Raw genomic sequence first — 16,483 nt, 5'->3', positions numbered from 1 at the left:
CAGGTTAAATGTGAATATGAAATTATTTTTTGAATAGGATGAGTTTTATCCGCAAAGCAATTCAACAATGAAGAAGAATATATGGATTTCAGCATTAATCGGACTTTTGTTTGCGAGTATGGCATCTGCTCAGGACTTCACCGTTGCTGCCGATGGCTCCGGTGACTTTAATACAGTTCAGGAAGCCATTGATGCGGTACCCGATTTCAGGAAACAACGCACTACTATTTTTATAAAGAATGGTGTTTACAAAGAAAAACTGGTGCTTCCCGCTTCAAAAAACAATGTGACTTTTGTTGGAGAAGATAAACATAAGACCATTATCACCAACGATGATTATGCCTCCAAATTGAATCGCTTTGGCGAGGAAATGGGCACTACCGGTTCTTCAGGCTTTTTTGTCTTTGGAAGTGATTTTACGGCGCGCAATATCACCTTCGAAAATTCCGCAGGTCAGGTGGGGCAGGCAGTTGCGGTTCGAGTCGATGGAGATCGGGTAGTATTCGAAAACTGCCGGTTTCTCGGGAATCAGGATACGCTGTATCCGCATGGGGAGAACAGCCGGCAGTATTACAAAAACTGCTACATCGAGGGAACCGTTGACTTTATTTTCGGTTGGTCAACGGCGGTTTTTGAGAATTGTGAAATTATCTGCAAAGACCACGGTTACGTTACTGCAGCCTCCACCAGCAAGGGGAAAGAGTTCGGGTTTGTTTTCATCGATTGTCGCATAACAGGTGATGCGCCGGAGAATTCATTTTACCTGGGACGTCCATGGCGATCTTATGCCAAAACCGTGTTTATTAATTGTTTTCTTGATAAACACATTAAGCCGGAGGGATGGCACAACTGGGGCAGTGAAGATAAAGAGAAAACGGCATTTTATGCCGAATATAATTCTTATGGCCCCGGAGCAGCTCCTATGAAGCGTGTTTCCTGGTCGCACCAGCTAACCGATGATGAAGCGAAGAAATACACCCCGAAAAATATACTTGGTGGAGATGATAACTGGGATTTTCAGGGCTCCCTAAATCCCCCCCCCCATGGGGGAATTTGAGTTTTGAGTTTCGTGTTTTCAGAATTCGATGCTGGTTGTTGAATTTGGGGTAATGCCAAAAAGAACAATGGAAAATAAATTTGAAACAGGTTGCTGACTTTTTCAGCAACCTCTAAGTAATAAAAAAAATTAAAACAAAGTATAATGAACAAACTATTCCAATCACTGGCCATCATGATGATGGCTTTTCCGGCTGTTAAGGCACAGGATGCGCCGGTATCAGAAGTATGGGTGGCCGATCAGGGTGACGGAACCTACAAGAATCCGATTATTCATGCCGATTATTCCGATCCCGATGTATGTAGTGCAGGAGATGATTATTATATGACAGCATCCAGTTTCAACTGTGTTCCCGGTTTGCCCGTTTTACACTCGAAAGACCTGGTCAACTGGCAACTGATTGGTTATGCATTGGATACTCAGTATCCTGAAGACCACTTTTCCAGGCCACAGCACGGGAACGGCGTGTGGGCGCCTTCTATTCGTTATCAGGATGGTGCGTTTTATATCTTCTATGGCGATCCCGATTTTGGCATTTATATGCTGAAAGCTTCAAATCCTGAAGGACCCTGGACAAAACCACATCTTGTTAAGGCCGGCACAGGACTTATTGATCCCTGTCCGCTTTGGGATGATGACGGGAAAGCTTACCTGGCACATGCCTTTGCAGGCAGCCGTGCCGGTGTTAAGTCTGTACTCATGGTTCATGAAATGACACCCGACGGGAAATCACTGATTGGCGAACCGGTGATGGTTTTTGACGGCCATGACGATAACCCGACAGTTGAGGGGGCTAAGTTCTATAAACACGATGGATATTACTACATTTTTGCCCCGGCAGGAGGCGTTACTTACGGGTGGCAGTTGGCCATGCGTTCAAAAAGTCCCTTGGGTCCGTACGAAGCAAAGCGGGTGCTGGAGCAGGGCTCTACCGATATCAACGGCCCGCACCAGGGCGGATGGGTGGAAACCACGAAAGGGGAATACTGGTTTATTCATTTTCAGGATAAAGAAGCTTACGGTCGGGTTGTTCATATGCAGCCTATGAGGTGGCAAAACGGTTGGCCCGTAATGGGCGATGACTTCGATGGCAACGGAATTGGTGAGCCGGTATTGACTCATAAAAAACCAGATATTGACACTGACTGGAAGGTGGTTACGCCCCCTGAGAGTGATGAATTTAACCGCCATACCACCGGGGTTCAGTGGCAATGGCATGCCAATTCCAAACTGAAATATGGTTATCCCTCGGGTAATCTGGGTTACTACCGGCTCAACTGCCGTCCGCGTCCTGAAGAAGCTGATAATTTGTGGCTTGTTCCCAACATGCTTCTTCAGAAGTTTCCGGCAGATGAGTTTATGGCCACCACCAGACTTACCTTTAATCACCGGTTCGATGGAGAGGAAACCGGCTTTGTTGTGATGGGTGATTCGTACCAGTACATTTCGCTAAAACGGGAGAACAAGAAACTGCTGGTTCGGGTGGTGCGTTGCATCGGGGCTCGTAAAGGCGGCAACGAAGAGATACTCTGTGAGCAGGAAGTGGATAACAATACCCTATATTTTCGTGTTGAAGTAAGAGACGGAGCGCTTTGCAGTTTCAGTTTCAGTGAAAACGGTCGGCGGTTTAAAACCGTTGGAGAAGAATTTCAGGCTGTTCCCGGTCGCTGGATCGGTGCAAAGATCGGCTACTTTGCCCTGCGTGACGGAATGATCAACGATGCCGGAAACGTGGATATTGACTGGTTCAGGGTGGAGCCGGTGAAATAGCTGAAGGGAAAAGCCAGGCGCGTGGAACAGGAAAGATAATTCCCTTCATCAATTTCGCCACTAATGCTTTTTAGACCACACTTATTGATTTTACCGCTTTTTCCAGCAAATCTCTGATCTCCTCTGCTATGGGAGAGAGACTGTCGTTTTCGACTGCCATCATGGAAGCCACCGGGTCTACCGCAGCTACTTCCACCTTTCCATCTTCCAGCTGTTGAACGATGACGCTACAGGGCAGCATGGTACCAATTTTGTTCTCCTGTTGCAACGCTTTGTAAGCATTTGGCGGATTACAGGCACCAAGAATTTTATATTTCCTGAAATCCACATCCAGTTTTTCTTTGAGTTTCTCGTGGATATTGATTTCGGACAATACACCAAAACCCTGTTCTTTTAGGGCTGCTTTGGTCTTTCCTACTGCCGTATCAAAATCTGTGTTGAGGGTTGTTTCGATGTAATAATTCATAATCGCAGATTTTTAAGTGTTCTACAATACTGCAGAGAGCATGGGGTATGGGGTATAGTGATAGTAACCACACATTGCCCTATGCCTTATGCTCCAGGCGTTTATCTTAGTTTTCGTTTCAACAATTGTGCATTAATGGCCACAACAACCGTGCTTAAACTCATCAGTACAGCCCCCACAGCCGGGTTGATCAGGATGCCGGCGCTATACAAAACACCCGCTGCCAGCGGAATTGCCACGACATTGTAGCCGGTTGCCCATATAAAGTTTTGGATCATTTTTCGATAAGTGGCTTTGCCAAACGATATGAGTGAAGCAATGTCCTTAGGATTACTGTTTACCAGGATGATATCAGCCGTTTCGGCAGCCACGTCTGTGCCCGATCCGACGGCAATGCCCACGTTGGCCGTGGCCAGGGCAGGGGCATCGTTGATGCCGTCGCCGGTCATGGCCACGAATTCGCCTTCATCCTGCAATTCTTTTATTTTCTCCAGCTTTTGATCTGGCAAAATACCGGCAAAATAGTCATCCAGTTTGAGTTCATCACTTACGGCTTTGGCCACTTGCTCATTGTCACCCGTCATCATGATCACTTTAATACCATTTTTTTTCAGAGATGAAATGGCTTCATGTGATTCGGGTCTTATCTCATCAGACAGAGCAATGACACCTGCCGGCTTGTCGTCTGCCAGAACATAAACCACGGTTTCCTGGTGATTTTCTGCCTGGTTTTCAGGAATTTTAATATTATTTTCTTTGAGGTATCCGGGACTGACAACCTTCACGTTCTTATTATCAACCATACCTTCAATTCCTTTTCCACTAATAGAGTTGAAGTCTCTGCTCTCTTTTATTCCAAGTTCAAGTTCTTTAATCTTTTGCATGATACCGGTTGCCAGCGGGTGTTCTGACTTAGATTCCAGGGCACCTGCCAGCTTGAGGATGTCATCCTTTTCATATTGGTCAGACAGGGCTTCGTAACGGCTAACTGCGAAGTTGCCTTTGGTCAACGTCCCCGTTTTATCAAAGGCAAGGAGCGTTATTTTTCTCGAATTTTCAAACGCCGTACGGTTTCGAATCAACAATCCTTTGCCGGCCGATAATGATGTGGAAATAGCTACCACCAAAGGTACTGCAAGTCCCAGGGCGTGGGGACAGGTAATAACCATGACACTGGCCATTCGTTCAAGTGCAAAAACAAAACTCTCGTCCAATAACAACCAGGTGATCAATGTGCCAAATCCAATAGTTAGAGCGACGATGGTAAGCCATTTAGCAATCCGGTCGGCCAGATTCTGGGTCCTGGATTTTTTACTTTGAGCTTCGCGAACCATATTGATGACTTTGTTGAGGTATGCCTCCTCACCAACCTGCTCCACCGATAGCGTAAGCGAACCATTGCCATTAATGGTACCGCCGATTACCTTATCATCTTTTGATTTCCTGACCGGCCTGGATTCTCCGGTAACCATCGATTCGTTTATGCTGCTTTCTCCATCCGTAATGATTCCGTCTACAGGAATTTTTTCGCCCGGACGAACCAGTACTTTATCATCTTTTTTTAGTTCATTGACTTTGACATCCTCTGTTTCACCATTTTTTAGACGGTGGGCTTCGGATGGCATGAGTGCAACCAGTTTTTGCAGAGACCGGGAAGCTCCCAAAATCGATTTCATCTCAATCCAGTGTCCCAGCAGCATGATGTCGATCAATGTTGCCAATTCCCAAAAGAAAGAACTGCCTTCAAGTCCGAATGTGGTAGCCGAACTATAGCCCCAGGCCACTGTGATGGCTACTGCTATGAGGGTCATCATACCGGGCTGTTTCTTCTTCAGCTCGTCAATCAGGCCTGTAAGGAAAGGCCATCCGCCATAAAAGAAAACGATGGTGGAAAGGGCGAACAGCAGATACTTGTCATATCCCTGAGTCAATGAAAATTCGAACCCCAGAAGTCCTTGAACCATGGGAGACAAAACGAGTATTGGGACGGAAATGACCAGGGAAATCCAGAAACGTTTCCGGAAATCTTTGATCATCATAGTATGGTGCTGTGAATGGTCATGGCCTCCCTGGCCGTCATGATCATCGTGGTCTCCATTACCTCCATTGACTTTGTGATTACCATGCCCATGCCCATGTTGATGATCATGGTTATTTTGTTCTTTCTGATGATCGTAACCATGGCGCTCATGAGATGAATTCTGGTGATCTTTATGGGTGTGCTGCATAAAGTCAGTTTTTGAGATTATGCGTAAATTGATGGATTCTTTGTCATGGAAAGAAAGCCGATCGGAATCCACCGAGCTTAATTCTCCAAATCTTTTTTGCGTTGTTCAAATTCATCTTTGTCGATTTCACCTTTGGCATAGCGTTCCCTTAAGATATTCAAAGGTTTATTTGTGCTGGAAGAAGGTTTCTCGCTGTTTGTCCGGAATACCTTAAATGCCAACCAGAGGATAATCAGCAGAATAATAATCCCGATTATCCAGCCGAAGCCCATTCCCCAGCCATGTCCGAATCCTTGCATCATAAAAAGGTTTGAGTTTTATTGATTCATTCTTCCTTGCCTCATTCCGGGCATCACCATACCGGAATCATCGTCCATCATTTTACAGGCTTTTTCCTGTTGTTCTTCATTCAGTACTTTTCGCATCTGCATAGCTGTTTCGTAAGCTTTTACATGCATCTTTACCCTGATGTCAGCACACTTCTGAAGTTGAGCATGAACCTCATCAGATGAAGCCTCATTTTTTAGAAGCTCTTTTAGGTTATTGTGGTACTCTGTCATTTCGGCTTTCATATCCACTTGTTGCTTTTCAAAAGCAGCCTTCATGTCAATGAGTTCTTTTGTCTGCTCTGAAGAGAGGGAAAGTTTGTCCTGCATTTGTGGCAACAACTTTACCATCATCATGTAGCGGCGCATGGGCATGTCCTGCATCATCATACTGCCATGAACGGGCATCATCATGCGTTTTTGCATCATGTGCATCATTTTCATTCCCGGCATCATAGTCTGCATGCCAGACATTTCATTTTCTTCCTGATGCATCATCTATTTCTTTTTGCTCCATGGATTTTTCTTTTATTTGCTCATCCATTTGAGCGTTTGCCATGAATGTTCCTGAAAGCAAAATCAGGATTGCGATTAATGTAGTTTTCATAATAAATCCTCCAATTATTTTAAATGTCAAAATATTCTTTGGCAGATTATTAGACTTAAGACGATTAGATTTAAGAATATTAGTGCAATACAACCTTTCTTGTATCTTTGATCTAAATTTATAACCTCAACCCTCAACCCTCTAATTGTCTATTCTGATGATCTTCACAATATCACACCAGATGTTCTCCACCTTTATTTGATCAGCCTCAAAATCGGCTTTCAAAAGATTATCATAAGTCTGCCGGTTTATGTTGGCACCGTAAATGTAAAGTGGAACGGGATTGATAAAGTCCATGAATTTGCTGCTTGCTATGACCGAGCCGGTTTTAGAGTTACTTTTTCCTCGTGCATTACAGGCACTCAGGCCGGTAGCAATCAAAAGCAGGAAAATGAGTTTTGTTGAAGTGAAGTTTTTCATTATCAATGCTTTTGTAAGGGTAACAAGTGAATGGGGAGATTGTTTGATGGTGCATGGAGCGGAGTGCAGGGAGCCAGTGACAATGCTCTGTACTCCCGACTCCTCGCACTATGCTCTTAATGCTGATGCCCGTGGTGATCATCCTTGTCATCTTTAGTCTCTGAGCGATCGTACTTGCAGCATGCGGGAAGATTATTGTAAACTTCATCAGAAGCTTTGTGCTTTCCGGTATCATGTCCTGCTTTTGCAATGGCTTTTTGAATGTCATCGATGGAGGTTTGTGACTCATCAAAGACTACCGTAGCCATCATTGTCTCTTTGTCCCAATCGGCTTTACTTACTCCTTCCACCGATTTTGCAGCTTTCTCAATTCGTTTTTCGCACATACCACAATTACCTTTGACTTCGAATTTTTCGGTTTTGCTTTGTGCAAACACCGCTACTGATCCCATCAGCAGCATGGTTAACAAACTTAACATTGTTCGTTTCATAACGTTTTTGTTTTTGTGTTTAAAAAATAGAAATTAATTAATATGGGATGGGATAGGTAAAGACGCACAATTGTGCATCTCTACAATCTGTGCCTCTACCAGGAGGTACGATCATGCGTCTCTACTAAATCGATTCCACACCGGAATCGTTGTTTTTTATTTTGTACACTTCATCTACAGGTGATACAAGGATCATTCCATCACCCTGATAACCCGTTCTTCCTTTTTCCCGGATAATGCCAACCACATTTTTTACATCACTTCGTGGGATTATTAATTCAATCTTTGTGACTTTGCAGGCGTCGGCAAAGGGATACTTTTCGCTGATGTGCCTTTCTTCACTATCTGTGTATTTTCCGGTACCTTCACACTCAACGAGTGTCATGGCTCCAAAACCTTCAGATTTTAGGGCCTCGAAAACTTCTTCTACTTTGCGATGGCGTAAGTATGCTTTTATCAGTTTCATGGTTTTGTTCTTTACAATTGATTAATTCATTTGCCAAACAGCCGGAACAATAATTGCTTTCTTTTTCTCCACATTTTTGTTTTTCTCCTGAATTATTAATCAATGACAATGCCAAAAAGCCTGTTGCTAAAATCAACAAAAAAACGGTTGGTATAAGAACATTCCATATCATAAGAAACCTCCTTGTTTTTTTGATTTCTGCTATTGTAAAGATAAGAGATTATTGGCTATTTGTTTTTACATAATTCGTTGAAAAACTTGTATCTAAGATATTATTTATTCCTGTGTTGGCAGGTCTGGATTACAGCAATTTGGTTGACCGCCTTTAAATGCCTCCTTATTTCCTTTTGAGATGTAACTGACCAATTTTTTAAGCCATCCCCCGGTTTGTTTATTGTCGCCCAATATTTTGTATCCTGCATTCTCCAATTGTTGTCGGAGAAGTTCGTCAGTCTGAACATAGCCATCATATGTAATGGTTATTTCTGATTCTGAAGCATTGGCTTCTTCCACGCCTTCCACTTCCGATATCAAGTGAATGATTTCAGAAATGCTTTTCCCAGAAATCGGATTGACAAACTGAAAAGTGTTAGTTATTAAGCTTTCGTTCATGGTTGCCTGGTTTTTATATGGTTAGAGAAGTAGAAAAGATTTAGGTTAAGGTTGAGAATTAGAAAAGAGGCGATATGCTCTCTTTTCTCAACCTTAACCTCAACCTTTGCCTCAACCTTTGCCTTAACCTCAACCTTAGTGTAATGTTTCTCTTACCTCTCCACATTCCAGCATCATGTCCCCATAATACGGGTTGCGGATGTTCTCTTCAGTGCTCAGCCAGTAAGCACCCTTGTCGTTGTTGGCCATGGGGCAGAACTGGTAATAAACGGTTTTTCCGTCCAGACCAAGTGCTTTGATTTTCCGGTATAGTATTGGATTAAAATCTACAAAAGCATTTCGCTGGACTTCTATTTCTTCTGACTGACTGATGACTTGTAGCGCTTCTTTCATGGTGTCAAGATTCTGCATCCAGAAAATATGAGCTTCTCCATCGAGTAGCGACATATCGATTTTTTCAAGGGTCTGCAGCGTTTTTCCTGCTTCGGAAGCTGTTTTTGAGGCATCCGATTCAACCATGGCATCCTTCATTTTAATGTATTGATTAAAGAATACGGTTAGTTGCTTTTTAAACTCTTGAGGTGCCTCATAGTTGGAAACTTCGTTACTGTCACCCTCCTGATAGTTGCTTTCCATATTTTCCATTTCACCGGAAGTCATGTCGCCATGGTTATGCCCGGTGGCAGGTTTACCTCCTTCAGGGCTCATCATGCTTGGTTTGCCGCTGAGTTGAGCTGCTGCGTCAATGCTGAAGGTGCCATGGACGGCGATTTCTTCACCTGGCTCAAGTCCCTCTTCAATAATGTAACTGTCGCCCAGGTCGGGCCCCAGCAATACCTCACGCATAAGAAAGCTAACATTGTCCCCGGTGGCCTTTTTTACATACACTACCGATCGCTTTCCTGTCCACATGACAGCCGACTGAGGCACAACAATGCTTTCTTCATTTCCGGAAAGACCAGCTTCAACTTCTCCCGAAACAAACATCTCGGGTTTCAATTCCATATCTGAATTTCTAACCTCTACACGGGCTTTAGCCACCCTGGTCTTTGGATCAATTACAGGATCTATGTAGTTGATCTTGCCTGAGAAGGTTTTTCCCGGGATGGATGAAACTGTAAAAGTAACCTCATCTCCTTTTTCGATCCAGGGGATATCACTTTCATAAACATCGAACAAAACCCAAACTGTTGATAAATCAGCAATCTTGTAAATGGGTTGTCCACGCCTTAAATAATCACCCGGTTTGACCGGCTTTTCTATTACATAGCCCGAAATATCGGCCAATACCGGGAACTGTTCCTGTGGTTCTCCCGTAGAGATGATTCTTTGAATTTGCGCATCTGTAAGTTTCCAGTTTTTCAGCTTTTCATAAGCGGCCTGGTAAAGCCCTGGCTGTGTATCTTTCAGTTTCCGGGCTTCAAACAATTCTTCCTGGGCTGTTACCAGATCGGGAGAGTAAACGTATGCTACCGGTGTCCCTCTTTTTACATATTGTCCGGTGAAATTGACGGTCAGTTGTTCTATCCTTCCGGGAACATGCGACGATTGAGAATAGACTTCCCGTTCATCGGCCTGCACTTTACCGTCGAGGCGTACAGTTTTGTGAGCGGTTCCTTTTTTCACGGTTTGGGTTTGCACGCTTGCCAGTTGCATAGCTGCAGGTGACATCTGAACGGATATTGGGTCGGCTTCACCCTGATCTTCTTCCAGGGGAATCAGTTCCATTCCACAGATGGGGCAGTCACCCGGTTCGGGTTGTCTTATTTGCGGGTGCATGGAGCAGGTCCATATAGTTTCTTCCCCGGAATGATCGTGTTGAGATTCCCGATCGGGCGCCTGTAGGTCTCCTGATCCTCCAAAGAGCAGCCAGCCTAGTAGTAATCCTGCTACCAGGGCGATTCCTATGGTTATTATTGTTTTCTTTTGCTTTACTTTGTTATTATCCATAGTGTTTAGTTTTGTTGTTGAGACGCAATATCTTGCGTCTTTTGGCGAGACGCAACATCTTACGTCTTTACTTTTTATTATCTGTTGTCCATCGTTTTGCGATGCCCCCTGCCAGTGATTGTGGTCAGGAAAGTCCCCCCTGGGGGGACTTAGGGGGCACCCGTCACATAATCCATCTTTGCAACAGCGGTCTTATACTTACTAATGGCTGCGACTTTTTTCTTTTCATATTTCAACAATTCCTGTTGCATACGTAAGACTTCTTCAAACTCCTTTCCGGAATTGGAATACGCAGTGGTCAGCAGTTTCAGGGCCTGACGCGTTTCTTTAATCTGTTCGTTGTAAAGCCTGATGAGCTGTTCCTGCTTGTTTATGTCGAACCAAACCTGCTCATATCTGGAGATCAGATTATTTGTAAACTCCTCTTGTTGAAGTGCCAGGCTCTCCTGTTTTAGCTGTGCTTCTTTGACAGCCGCATTGTATTTCTTTCTGAATATGGGGATGGTGACCGATACCATGGGCATGATCACATCCTTCCCGCTGTCTTCTACCTGCATGTCGGTAGGCTCTCCCACAGCCACATAATCAAGACCAAGCCCCAGTTTGGGATACCCGCTTTTTCGGGCGGCTGTTTCAGCAGCTTCGCTTGATTGGCGCATTAATTCCAACCTTTTAAGCAAGGGATGTTGTGCCATCAGGGAATCTTTATTGAAATGCCCCGGAAATGAATCTGTGCTTTCCACTACTTTTATGTCTACATCATCTTCGGCGGACCTGTTCAGCAACTTGTTGAAGGTGGTGAGCAAAGGCTTTTCTTCCTGATTGAGAATGTCCAGGTTGGTGGAAGCCTCTTTCAACTTGATGTCCACCCTCAGGACATCCACCATGGTACCCTTGCCGTTTTCAAAGTGGCGTGCGGCTATCTCCTTGTATGATTTCAGGATTTCGATGTTTTCCTGCTCAATTTGTATCCATTTTTTGAGTTTGTAAAGCGGGTAATAAGCAGCCGCCACTTTGTAATAAAGCTGGTTACGTGCATCCACGAATTCCTGAAACTTAGCCTCGGCCGCCAGTGTTGCAGCATCTTCTTTCGCTTTCAGGGTACCAAACCAGGGAAACATCTGCGAAAGCGAAAACTTCGCTTCCTGTGGTCCCAGGCGGGTCTCCACGGGCGAGATGAAGTACCCGAACGAGAATGTCGGATCGGGCAGTGAACTTACCTGTGGTATCCGCTGTAAAGCTGCCTCAAACGCCTTGTATCGGGCCTGCAGACCCGGGTTGTTTTCGGCAGCGGTGCTGAAGTAGTTCTCCAGGGATTGGGCGCGGGTGCCTGTTGATCCCAGGAAAACTAATACCACTATTATTATTAATTGTTTTGATCTCATATTATTGTTCTTTTTGTTGGTCTTCTGGTTGTACCCCCGTTGCTATTAAGGGGTTATTTATGTTGATCCTTTTATTGGGTTCTGGTTGCATTTCTGGTATCTCTTTCATTTTAAGAGAATGGTTGTAGAGACGCACGGCGCCCGAAGGATCGGGGCTGGCTTTGCGTCTTTACCATCCTGCCCTTCAACCATTTCACCCTTCAACCATTTCACCCTTTTTCATCTTCCTCATCTTTCTCTCTTCCCGGTAACTATACAACACCGGCACAATAAAGTAGGTCACAGCAGCAGCGATCATTCCACCAAATGCGGGAATGGCCATGGGGACCATAATATCGGAGCCTTTTCCGGTAGATGTAAGCACCGGAAGCAGCGCGATAATGGTGGTGGCAGTTGTCATTACCGCGGGGCGGATACGACGCAGGCCTGCTTCAGTAACAGCATTCCTGATGCCTTTGATGCTTGTGGGACGGTTGCGTTTGAAACTCTGATCGAGATAAGTGCCCATTACCACGCCGTCGTCGGTGGCCAATCCAAACAGGGCGATGAAACCTACCCATACTGCTACACTCAGGTTGATGGTTTGCATCTGGAACAAATCCCTGATGTTGGTATCAAAAACGGAAAAGTTGAGAAACCATTCCTGGCCGTAAAGCCAGATGAGTACGAACCCCCCGCTGAATGCCATCGCGATACCGGTGAATATCATCAGTGATGTTGATACCGATTTAAACTGGAAGTAAAGAATCAGGAAAACAATGATCAGAACCAACGGGACAATGATGGATAACCGCTTTTCGGCCCTGACCTGGTTCTCGTAATTTCCCGAAAATTTATAGCTGACACCCGAAGGGACTTCCAGTTCTCCATTGTCGATTCTTTCCTGTATGGCTTTTTGAGCATCATTGACCACCACTACTTCTGAAAATCCATCGCGTTTATCAAATAGCACATAGCTTGTCAGGAATGTTTCCTCACTTTTGATCACCTGAGGACCGCGAACATACTCGATATCCACCATTTGTGACAAAGGAACCTGTGCTCCTGTGGGGGTAGCCATAAGTATCTTTCCCAGTGATTCGGGATTTTCCCTGAGTTCGCGCGGATAACGTACTCTTACAGGAAACCGCTCACGACCTTCCACCGTATTGGTGATTCTCATGCCCCCGATAGCGGTTTCGATGGTTTGTTGCACATCTTCTACCGTGAGTCCGTAACGGGCTATTTCGTTTCTGTTGATATTAAGATGAAGATAGGGTTTTCCGATTACGCGGTCAGCAAAGGCAGCCTCGGCTTTAACTGATGGCACTTCTTTAAGAATGCCTTCGAGCTTCATTCCAAATTGTTCTATGGTTTTAAGATCGGGCCCGTAAACTTTTATTCCCATAGGCGCCCTCATGCCTGTTTGCAACATCACCAGGCGCGTTTCAATGGGCTGAAGCTTTGGCGCCGATGTAACTCCGGGTATTTTAGTGGCTTTCACAATCTCGTTCCAGATGTCGTCGGGCGACTGAATATGCTCTCGCCAGTTGCGGAAGTAAATACCATCTTCATCGGGTATCAGCTTATTTTTGCCAATGCCCATTTTCAGGGCTTCTCCGTTGGTGAGAGTATCTCCGTCTGAAGTAATGAAACGACCTTTGTCATCGATTCGGAAACGTATGCGATGACCCGATTCATCAAGTGCATATTCGGGTTTGTAATTAATCACGTTTTCGTACATGGAAACCGGAGCCGGGTCGAGTGCGGATTCCACCCTTCCGAGTTTCCCTACGGTCAGTTCCACTTCAGGGATGCTGGTAACCAGCATATCGAGTTGCTTCAATACCTTCAGGTTATATTCCATACCCGAATGGGGCATAGATGTAGGCATCAGCAGGAAACTTCCCTCGTCAAGAGAAGGCATAAACTCTTCGCCGATTCCGGGAAACGAATGGGTGAGGCCAGACCATACAGTAGTGGTGCGAACATTCCACCCGAGTTGATCAAAACCTTTGGCAATGAAGCCGAACATGGTGTTAAAGCCCATCCAGATGGTGAGTCCGAGTACAATCAGAAAGCCCGGAATGGCCAGGAATAAAGCTTTATGTTCAAGTGTCCATCGCAAAACAGGTTTGTAAAATCGTTCCAAAAGAATAAAGAAACCCAAAATGAGTGCCACCATCAGGGCTACAAACACGATGTTGATAACCGTGCTTTTACCCGGGCCCAACGGCAACCAGTAGGTGGATAGAATCCATATCACTGCCAGCGCTGATATGATTAACGCGGAATGTTTCAGCAGATAGTGATACCATTTTTGATCTTTGCGGGAGGATACATTGTAATATTGTCTGGCCCGACCGGTAATGCCGAATAGCAACAATACCGTACCACCCCATTCGCTTCCGAATATCAGAGCTATTAATCCAATGACTACCAATACTATATTGCCCCATTTGGATACAGAGCGATTTTTGATTCGGAAACCGAAAAACCAATGTGCCAGAGTCGGAAGTATTAACAGTGAAACCAAAAGTGCGGCAACAAGTGCGAATGTTTTGGTATATGCCAGTGGTCCGAATAATTTTCCTTCGGCGGCCTGCATGGTGAATACCGGAATGAAACTCACAATGGTAGTGGATACGGCAGTCAAAATGGCCGATGATACTTCTGATGCACCTTTGTAAACCGTGGTGATCATTTTCTGTCCGGGCGGTGCTTCTTCTATGTTTTTGATCACATTTTCGGAAAGTATGATTCCCAGATCGACCATGGTGCCAATGGCAATGGCGATTCCCGAAAGAGCCACAATATTTGCGGTTACCCCGAAGTAACGCATGGCAATAAATACCATCAATACGGCAATGGGAAGCAGGGCTGAGATCATCACGGAAGCTCTCAGATTGTAAATCATCACAATAATGACCAGAATGGTAATAAGAATCTGCAATGAAAGTGCCGTTTCCAGAGTGCCCAGCGTTTCGTATATGAGGCCCGACCGGTCATAAAACGGTACGATGGTGAGCTGACTTTCTGTTCCGTCGGCCAGTGTTTTTTTGGGAAGACCGGGGCCTATCTCTTTGATCTTGTCTTTTACATTGTTGATCACTTCAAGTGGATTGGCTCCATAACGGGCCACTACCACGCCCCCCACTACCTCGGCGCCGTCTTTGTCGAGTGCCCCGCGACGGGAGGCCGGCCCTAACGAAACTCTTGCCACATCTTTAATGCGTATGGGAATATTGTCGCGAACGGCAACTACAGCCTGTTCAATGTCTTCTATGGTTTTTACGTAACCAATGCCACGTACAAGGTATTCTGCCTGGTTGATTTCAACGGTTTTGGCGCCTACATCACGATTCGAGTTTTTAACGGCCATCATGACCTTGTAGAGCGGAATGTCATAGGCTTTCAGCGCAGAGGGGTTGACATCAATCTGGTACTCCTTTACAAAACCTCCTATTGAGGCTACTTCCGATACTCCTTGTGCGGCATTTAGTCCATACTTTACATAGTAATCCTGTACCGTACGTATCTCATGCAGGTCCCACCCACCAGTGGGGTTACCGTCTTTATCACGGCCTTCGATGGTATACCAGTATACCTGTCCAAGAGCGGTAGCATCCGGCCCCAGTGTTGGTTGTACGCCTTCGGGCAATAACCCCGATGGTATGGAGTTAAGCTTTTCGAGGATTCTTGAGCGTGACCAGTAAAATTCAATATCTTCTTCAAAGATGATGTATATGCTGGAAAACCCGAAAATGGAAGAACTTCGGATGCTTTTAACACCCGGTATCCCCAGCAGGTAAGTTGTCAGGGGATAGGTAATCTGATCCTCTATATCCTGTGGCGAACGGCCTTTCCATTCGGTGAATACAATCTGCTGATTCTCACCAATGTCAGGGATGGCATCCACCGGCACAGGGTCTGATGGCAACGGATCAATCTTCCATCCGAATGGGGACGTGATGACACCCCAGGTAACCAGCGTTATCAGTATTAGCATGGTTACCAGCTTGTTCTCCAGAAAGTATTTTATAATTCTGTTTATCATGTTATGTGTAGTTTGATTGGATAAACGCAGAGTTACAGGAACGCAAAGGGTAATTTTGTTAACTGGGAAATGCGTTTAGTAAAATATATTCCTTCTCTGTCAACAAACAGGAGAAAAATAACTCTGTCTTTTTACGAGTTTAACCACAGAGATCGCGGAAGAGACACCGGGAATAATAAAAGGAAATCTGAAAATTAACCAATCTCCTTATCTTTTTCTCTGCCTCTTTGCAACTTTGCGTTTATCATTTCATAAAAGATACACCTGATGCAAAGCAAGGCGTTTGCCAATACAGCAGGGTAGAGGAGCTGTATAAATGAATGAAGTGATGAAGCCGGTTTCCGGCAGGGAAATTGCAGTTTCGGAGGTGGTCATGATCAGATCAAAAGCATAAAAATGCTCAAGATTGATTTGCGGCGCAACAGCCAGAAAATCCTTATCCAGTTGCAGGAACTGAGTTTCTGTATGACAGCAGGTGCCATCTTCACAACATGGGTCTGCCTCATTGTTTAGTTCCACCGATATAAGCTCATTGTCGCAGTAATGCTTAGACACAGCAAGTCCGGTTGTTGAAATCAACAACAGGCAGACCATGATGATATTTATGACGTTTCTGAGCATATTGCTTGCTTGATTTAAACGGGTAGGTGTTGAGATGCTAATTAGTGT

General features: G+C 44.9%; 15 protein-coding genes. 2 read left to right on the top strand and 13 right to left on the bottom strand.

Annotated elements, in window-relative coordinates; all coding sequences use genetic code 11:
• Nucleotides 1–67 precede the first annotated feature (67 nt).
• Complete coding sequence (locus OQ5_RS0107295; protein ID WP_016776855.1) at nucleotides 68–1,057, top strand: pectinesterase family protein; 990 nt, start codon at nucleotides 68–70, stop codon at nucleotides 1,055–1,057.
• A 144-nt stretch (nucleotides 1,058–1,201) separates the two neighbouring features.
• Complete coding sequence (locus tag OQ5_RS0107290; RefSeq protein ID WP_016776854.1) at nucleotides 1,202–2,827, top strand: glycoside hydrolase family 43 protein; 1,626 nt, start codon at nucleotides 1,202–1,204, stop codon at nucleotides 2,825–2,827.
• Nucleotides 2,828–2,897: 70 nt separating this feature from the next.
• Here OQ5_RS0107290 and OQ5_RS0107285 read toward each other — a convergent pair whose 3' ends face one another.
• The 13 genes from OQ5_RS0107285 to OQ5_RS0107220 form a co-directional block, all read right to left on the bottom strand.
• Entirely contained in the window at nucleotides 2,898–3,293 is a 396-nt protein-coding gene (locus OQ5_RS0107285) for a DUF302 domain-containing protein (RefSeq protein ID WP_016776853.1), read from the bottom strand.
• Nucleotides 3,294–3,394: 101 nt separating this feature from the next.
• Nucleotides 3,395–5,521, bottom strand: a complete 2,127-nt coding sequence (locus tag OQ5_RS0107280; protein WP_026055161.1) for a copper-translocating P-type ATPase — start codon at nucleotides 5,519–5,521, stop codon at nucleotides 3,395–3,397.
• Nucleotides 5,522–5,598: 77 nt separating this feature from the next.
• Nucleotides 5,599–5,823 carry an SHOCT domain-containing protein gene (locus tag OQ5_RS0107275; RefSeq protein ID WP_016776851.1) on the bottom strand — a complete coding sequence of 75 codons (225 nt, stop codon included), beginning with the start codon at nucleotides 5,821–5,823 and terminating at the stop codon, nucleotides 5,599–5,601.
• 15 nt (nucleotides 5,824–5,838) lie between these two features.
• Entirely contained in the window at nucleotides 5,839–6,345 is a 507-nt protein-coding gene (locus OQ5_RS0107270) for a Spy/CpxP family protein refolding chaperone (protein ID WP_141638862.1), read from the bottom strand.
• The gene (locus tag OQ5_RS24435) at nucleotides 6,323–6,454 is read right to left on the bottom strand and encodes a hypothetical protein (protein WP_016776849.1); all 132 of its coding nucleotides are present in this window, start codon (nucleotides 6,452–6,454) and stop codon (nucleotides 6,323–6,325) included. Before OQ5_RS24435 ends, OQ5_RS0107270 begins: the two co-directional genes overlap by 23 nt.
• Before the next feature lie 141 nt (nucleotides 6,455–6,595).
• Nucleotides 6,596–6,874, bottom strand: coding sequence for a hypothetical protein (locus OQ5_RS0107260; protein ID WP_016776848.1), 279 nt, complete (start codon nucleotides 6,872–6,874; stop codon nucleotides 6,596–6,598).
• A 116-nt stretch (nucleotides 6,875–6,990) separates the two neighbouring features.
• A complete protein-coding gene (locus OQ5_RS0107255) occupies nucleotides 6,991–7,365 on the bottom strand; it encodes a heavy-metal-associated domain-containing protein (RefSeq protein WP_026055160.1) in 375 nt (124 codons plus the stop codon).
• Nucleotides 7,366–7,489: 124 nt separating this feature from the next.
• Nucleotides 7,490–7,831 (bottom strand): P-II family nitrogen regulator, encoded by a 342-nt coding sequence (locus OQ5_RS0107250; protein ID WP_016776846.1) that lies wholly within the window; start codon nucleotides 7,829–7,831, stop codon nucleotides 7,490–7,492.
• A 276-nt stretch (nucleotides 7,832–8,107) separates the two neighbouring features.
• Nucleotides 8,108–8,443: a hypothetical protein gene (locus OQ5_RS0107240; protein WP_016776844.1), complete on the bottom strand. Its 336-nt coding sequence runs from the start codon at nucleotides 8,441–8,443 to the stop codon at nucleotides 8,108–8,110.
• A 135-nt stretch (nucleotides 8,444–8,578) separates the two neighbouring features.
• Entirely contained in the window at nucleotides 8,579–10,393 is a 1,815-nt protein-coding gene (locus OQ5_RS0107235) for an efflux RND transporter periplasmic adaptor subunit (protein ID WP_016776843.1), read from the bottom strand.
• Nucleotides 10,394–10,542: 149 nt separating this feature from the next.
• Entirely contained in the window at nucleotides 10,543–11,778 is a 1,236-nt protein-coding gene (locus tag OQ5_RS0107230; RefSeq protein ID WP_016776842.1) for a TolC family protein, read from the bottom strand.
• Between the two features lie 193 nt (nucleotides 11,779–11,971).
• Entirely contained in the window at nucleotides 11,972–15,814 is a 3,843-nt protein-coding gene (locus OQ5_RS0107225; RefSeq protein WP_016776841.1) for an efflux RND transporter permease subunit, read from the bottom strand.
• Nucleotides 15,815–16,063: 249 nt separating this feature from the next.
• Nucleotides 16,064–16,435 (bottom strand): HYC_CC_PP family protein, encoded by a 372-nt coding sequence (locus OQ5_RS0107220; RefSeq protein ID WP_026055159.1) that lies wholly within the window; start codon nucleotides 16,433–16,435, stop codon nucleotides 16,064–16,066.
• Nucleotides 16,436–16,483: the final 48 nt, after the last annotated feature.

The organism is Anaerophaga thermohalophila str. Valhall (genome assembly GCF_000250735.1).
In the GTDB taxonomy this organism is placed as follows: domain Bacteria; phylum Bacteroidota; class Bacteroidia; order Bacteroidales; family Marinilabiliaceae; genus Anaerophaga; species Anaerophaga thermohalophila_A.
The sequence above is the reverse complement of the archived record's forward strand: the minus strand, read 5'-3'. Positions and strand labels throughout refer to the sequence as shown.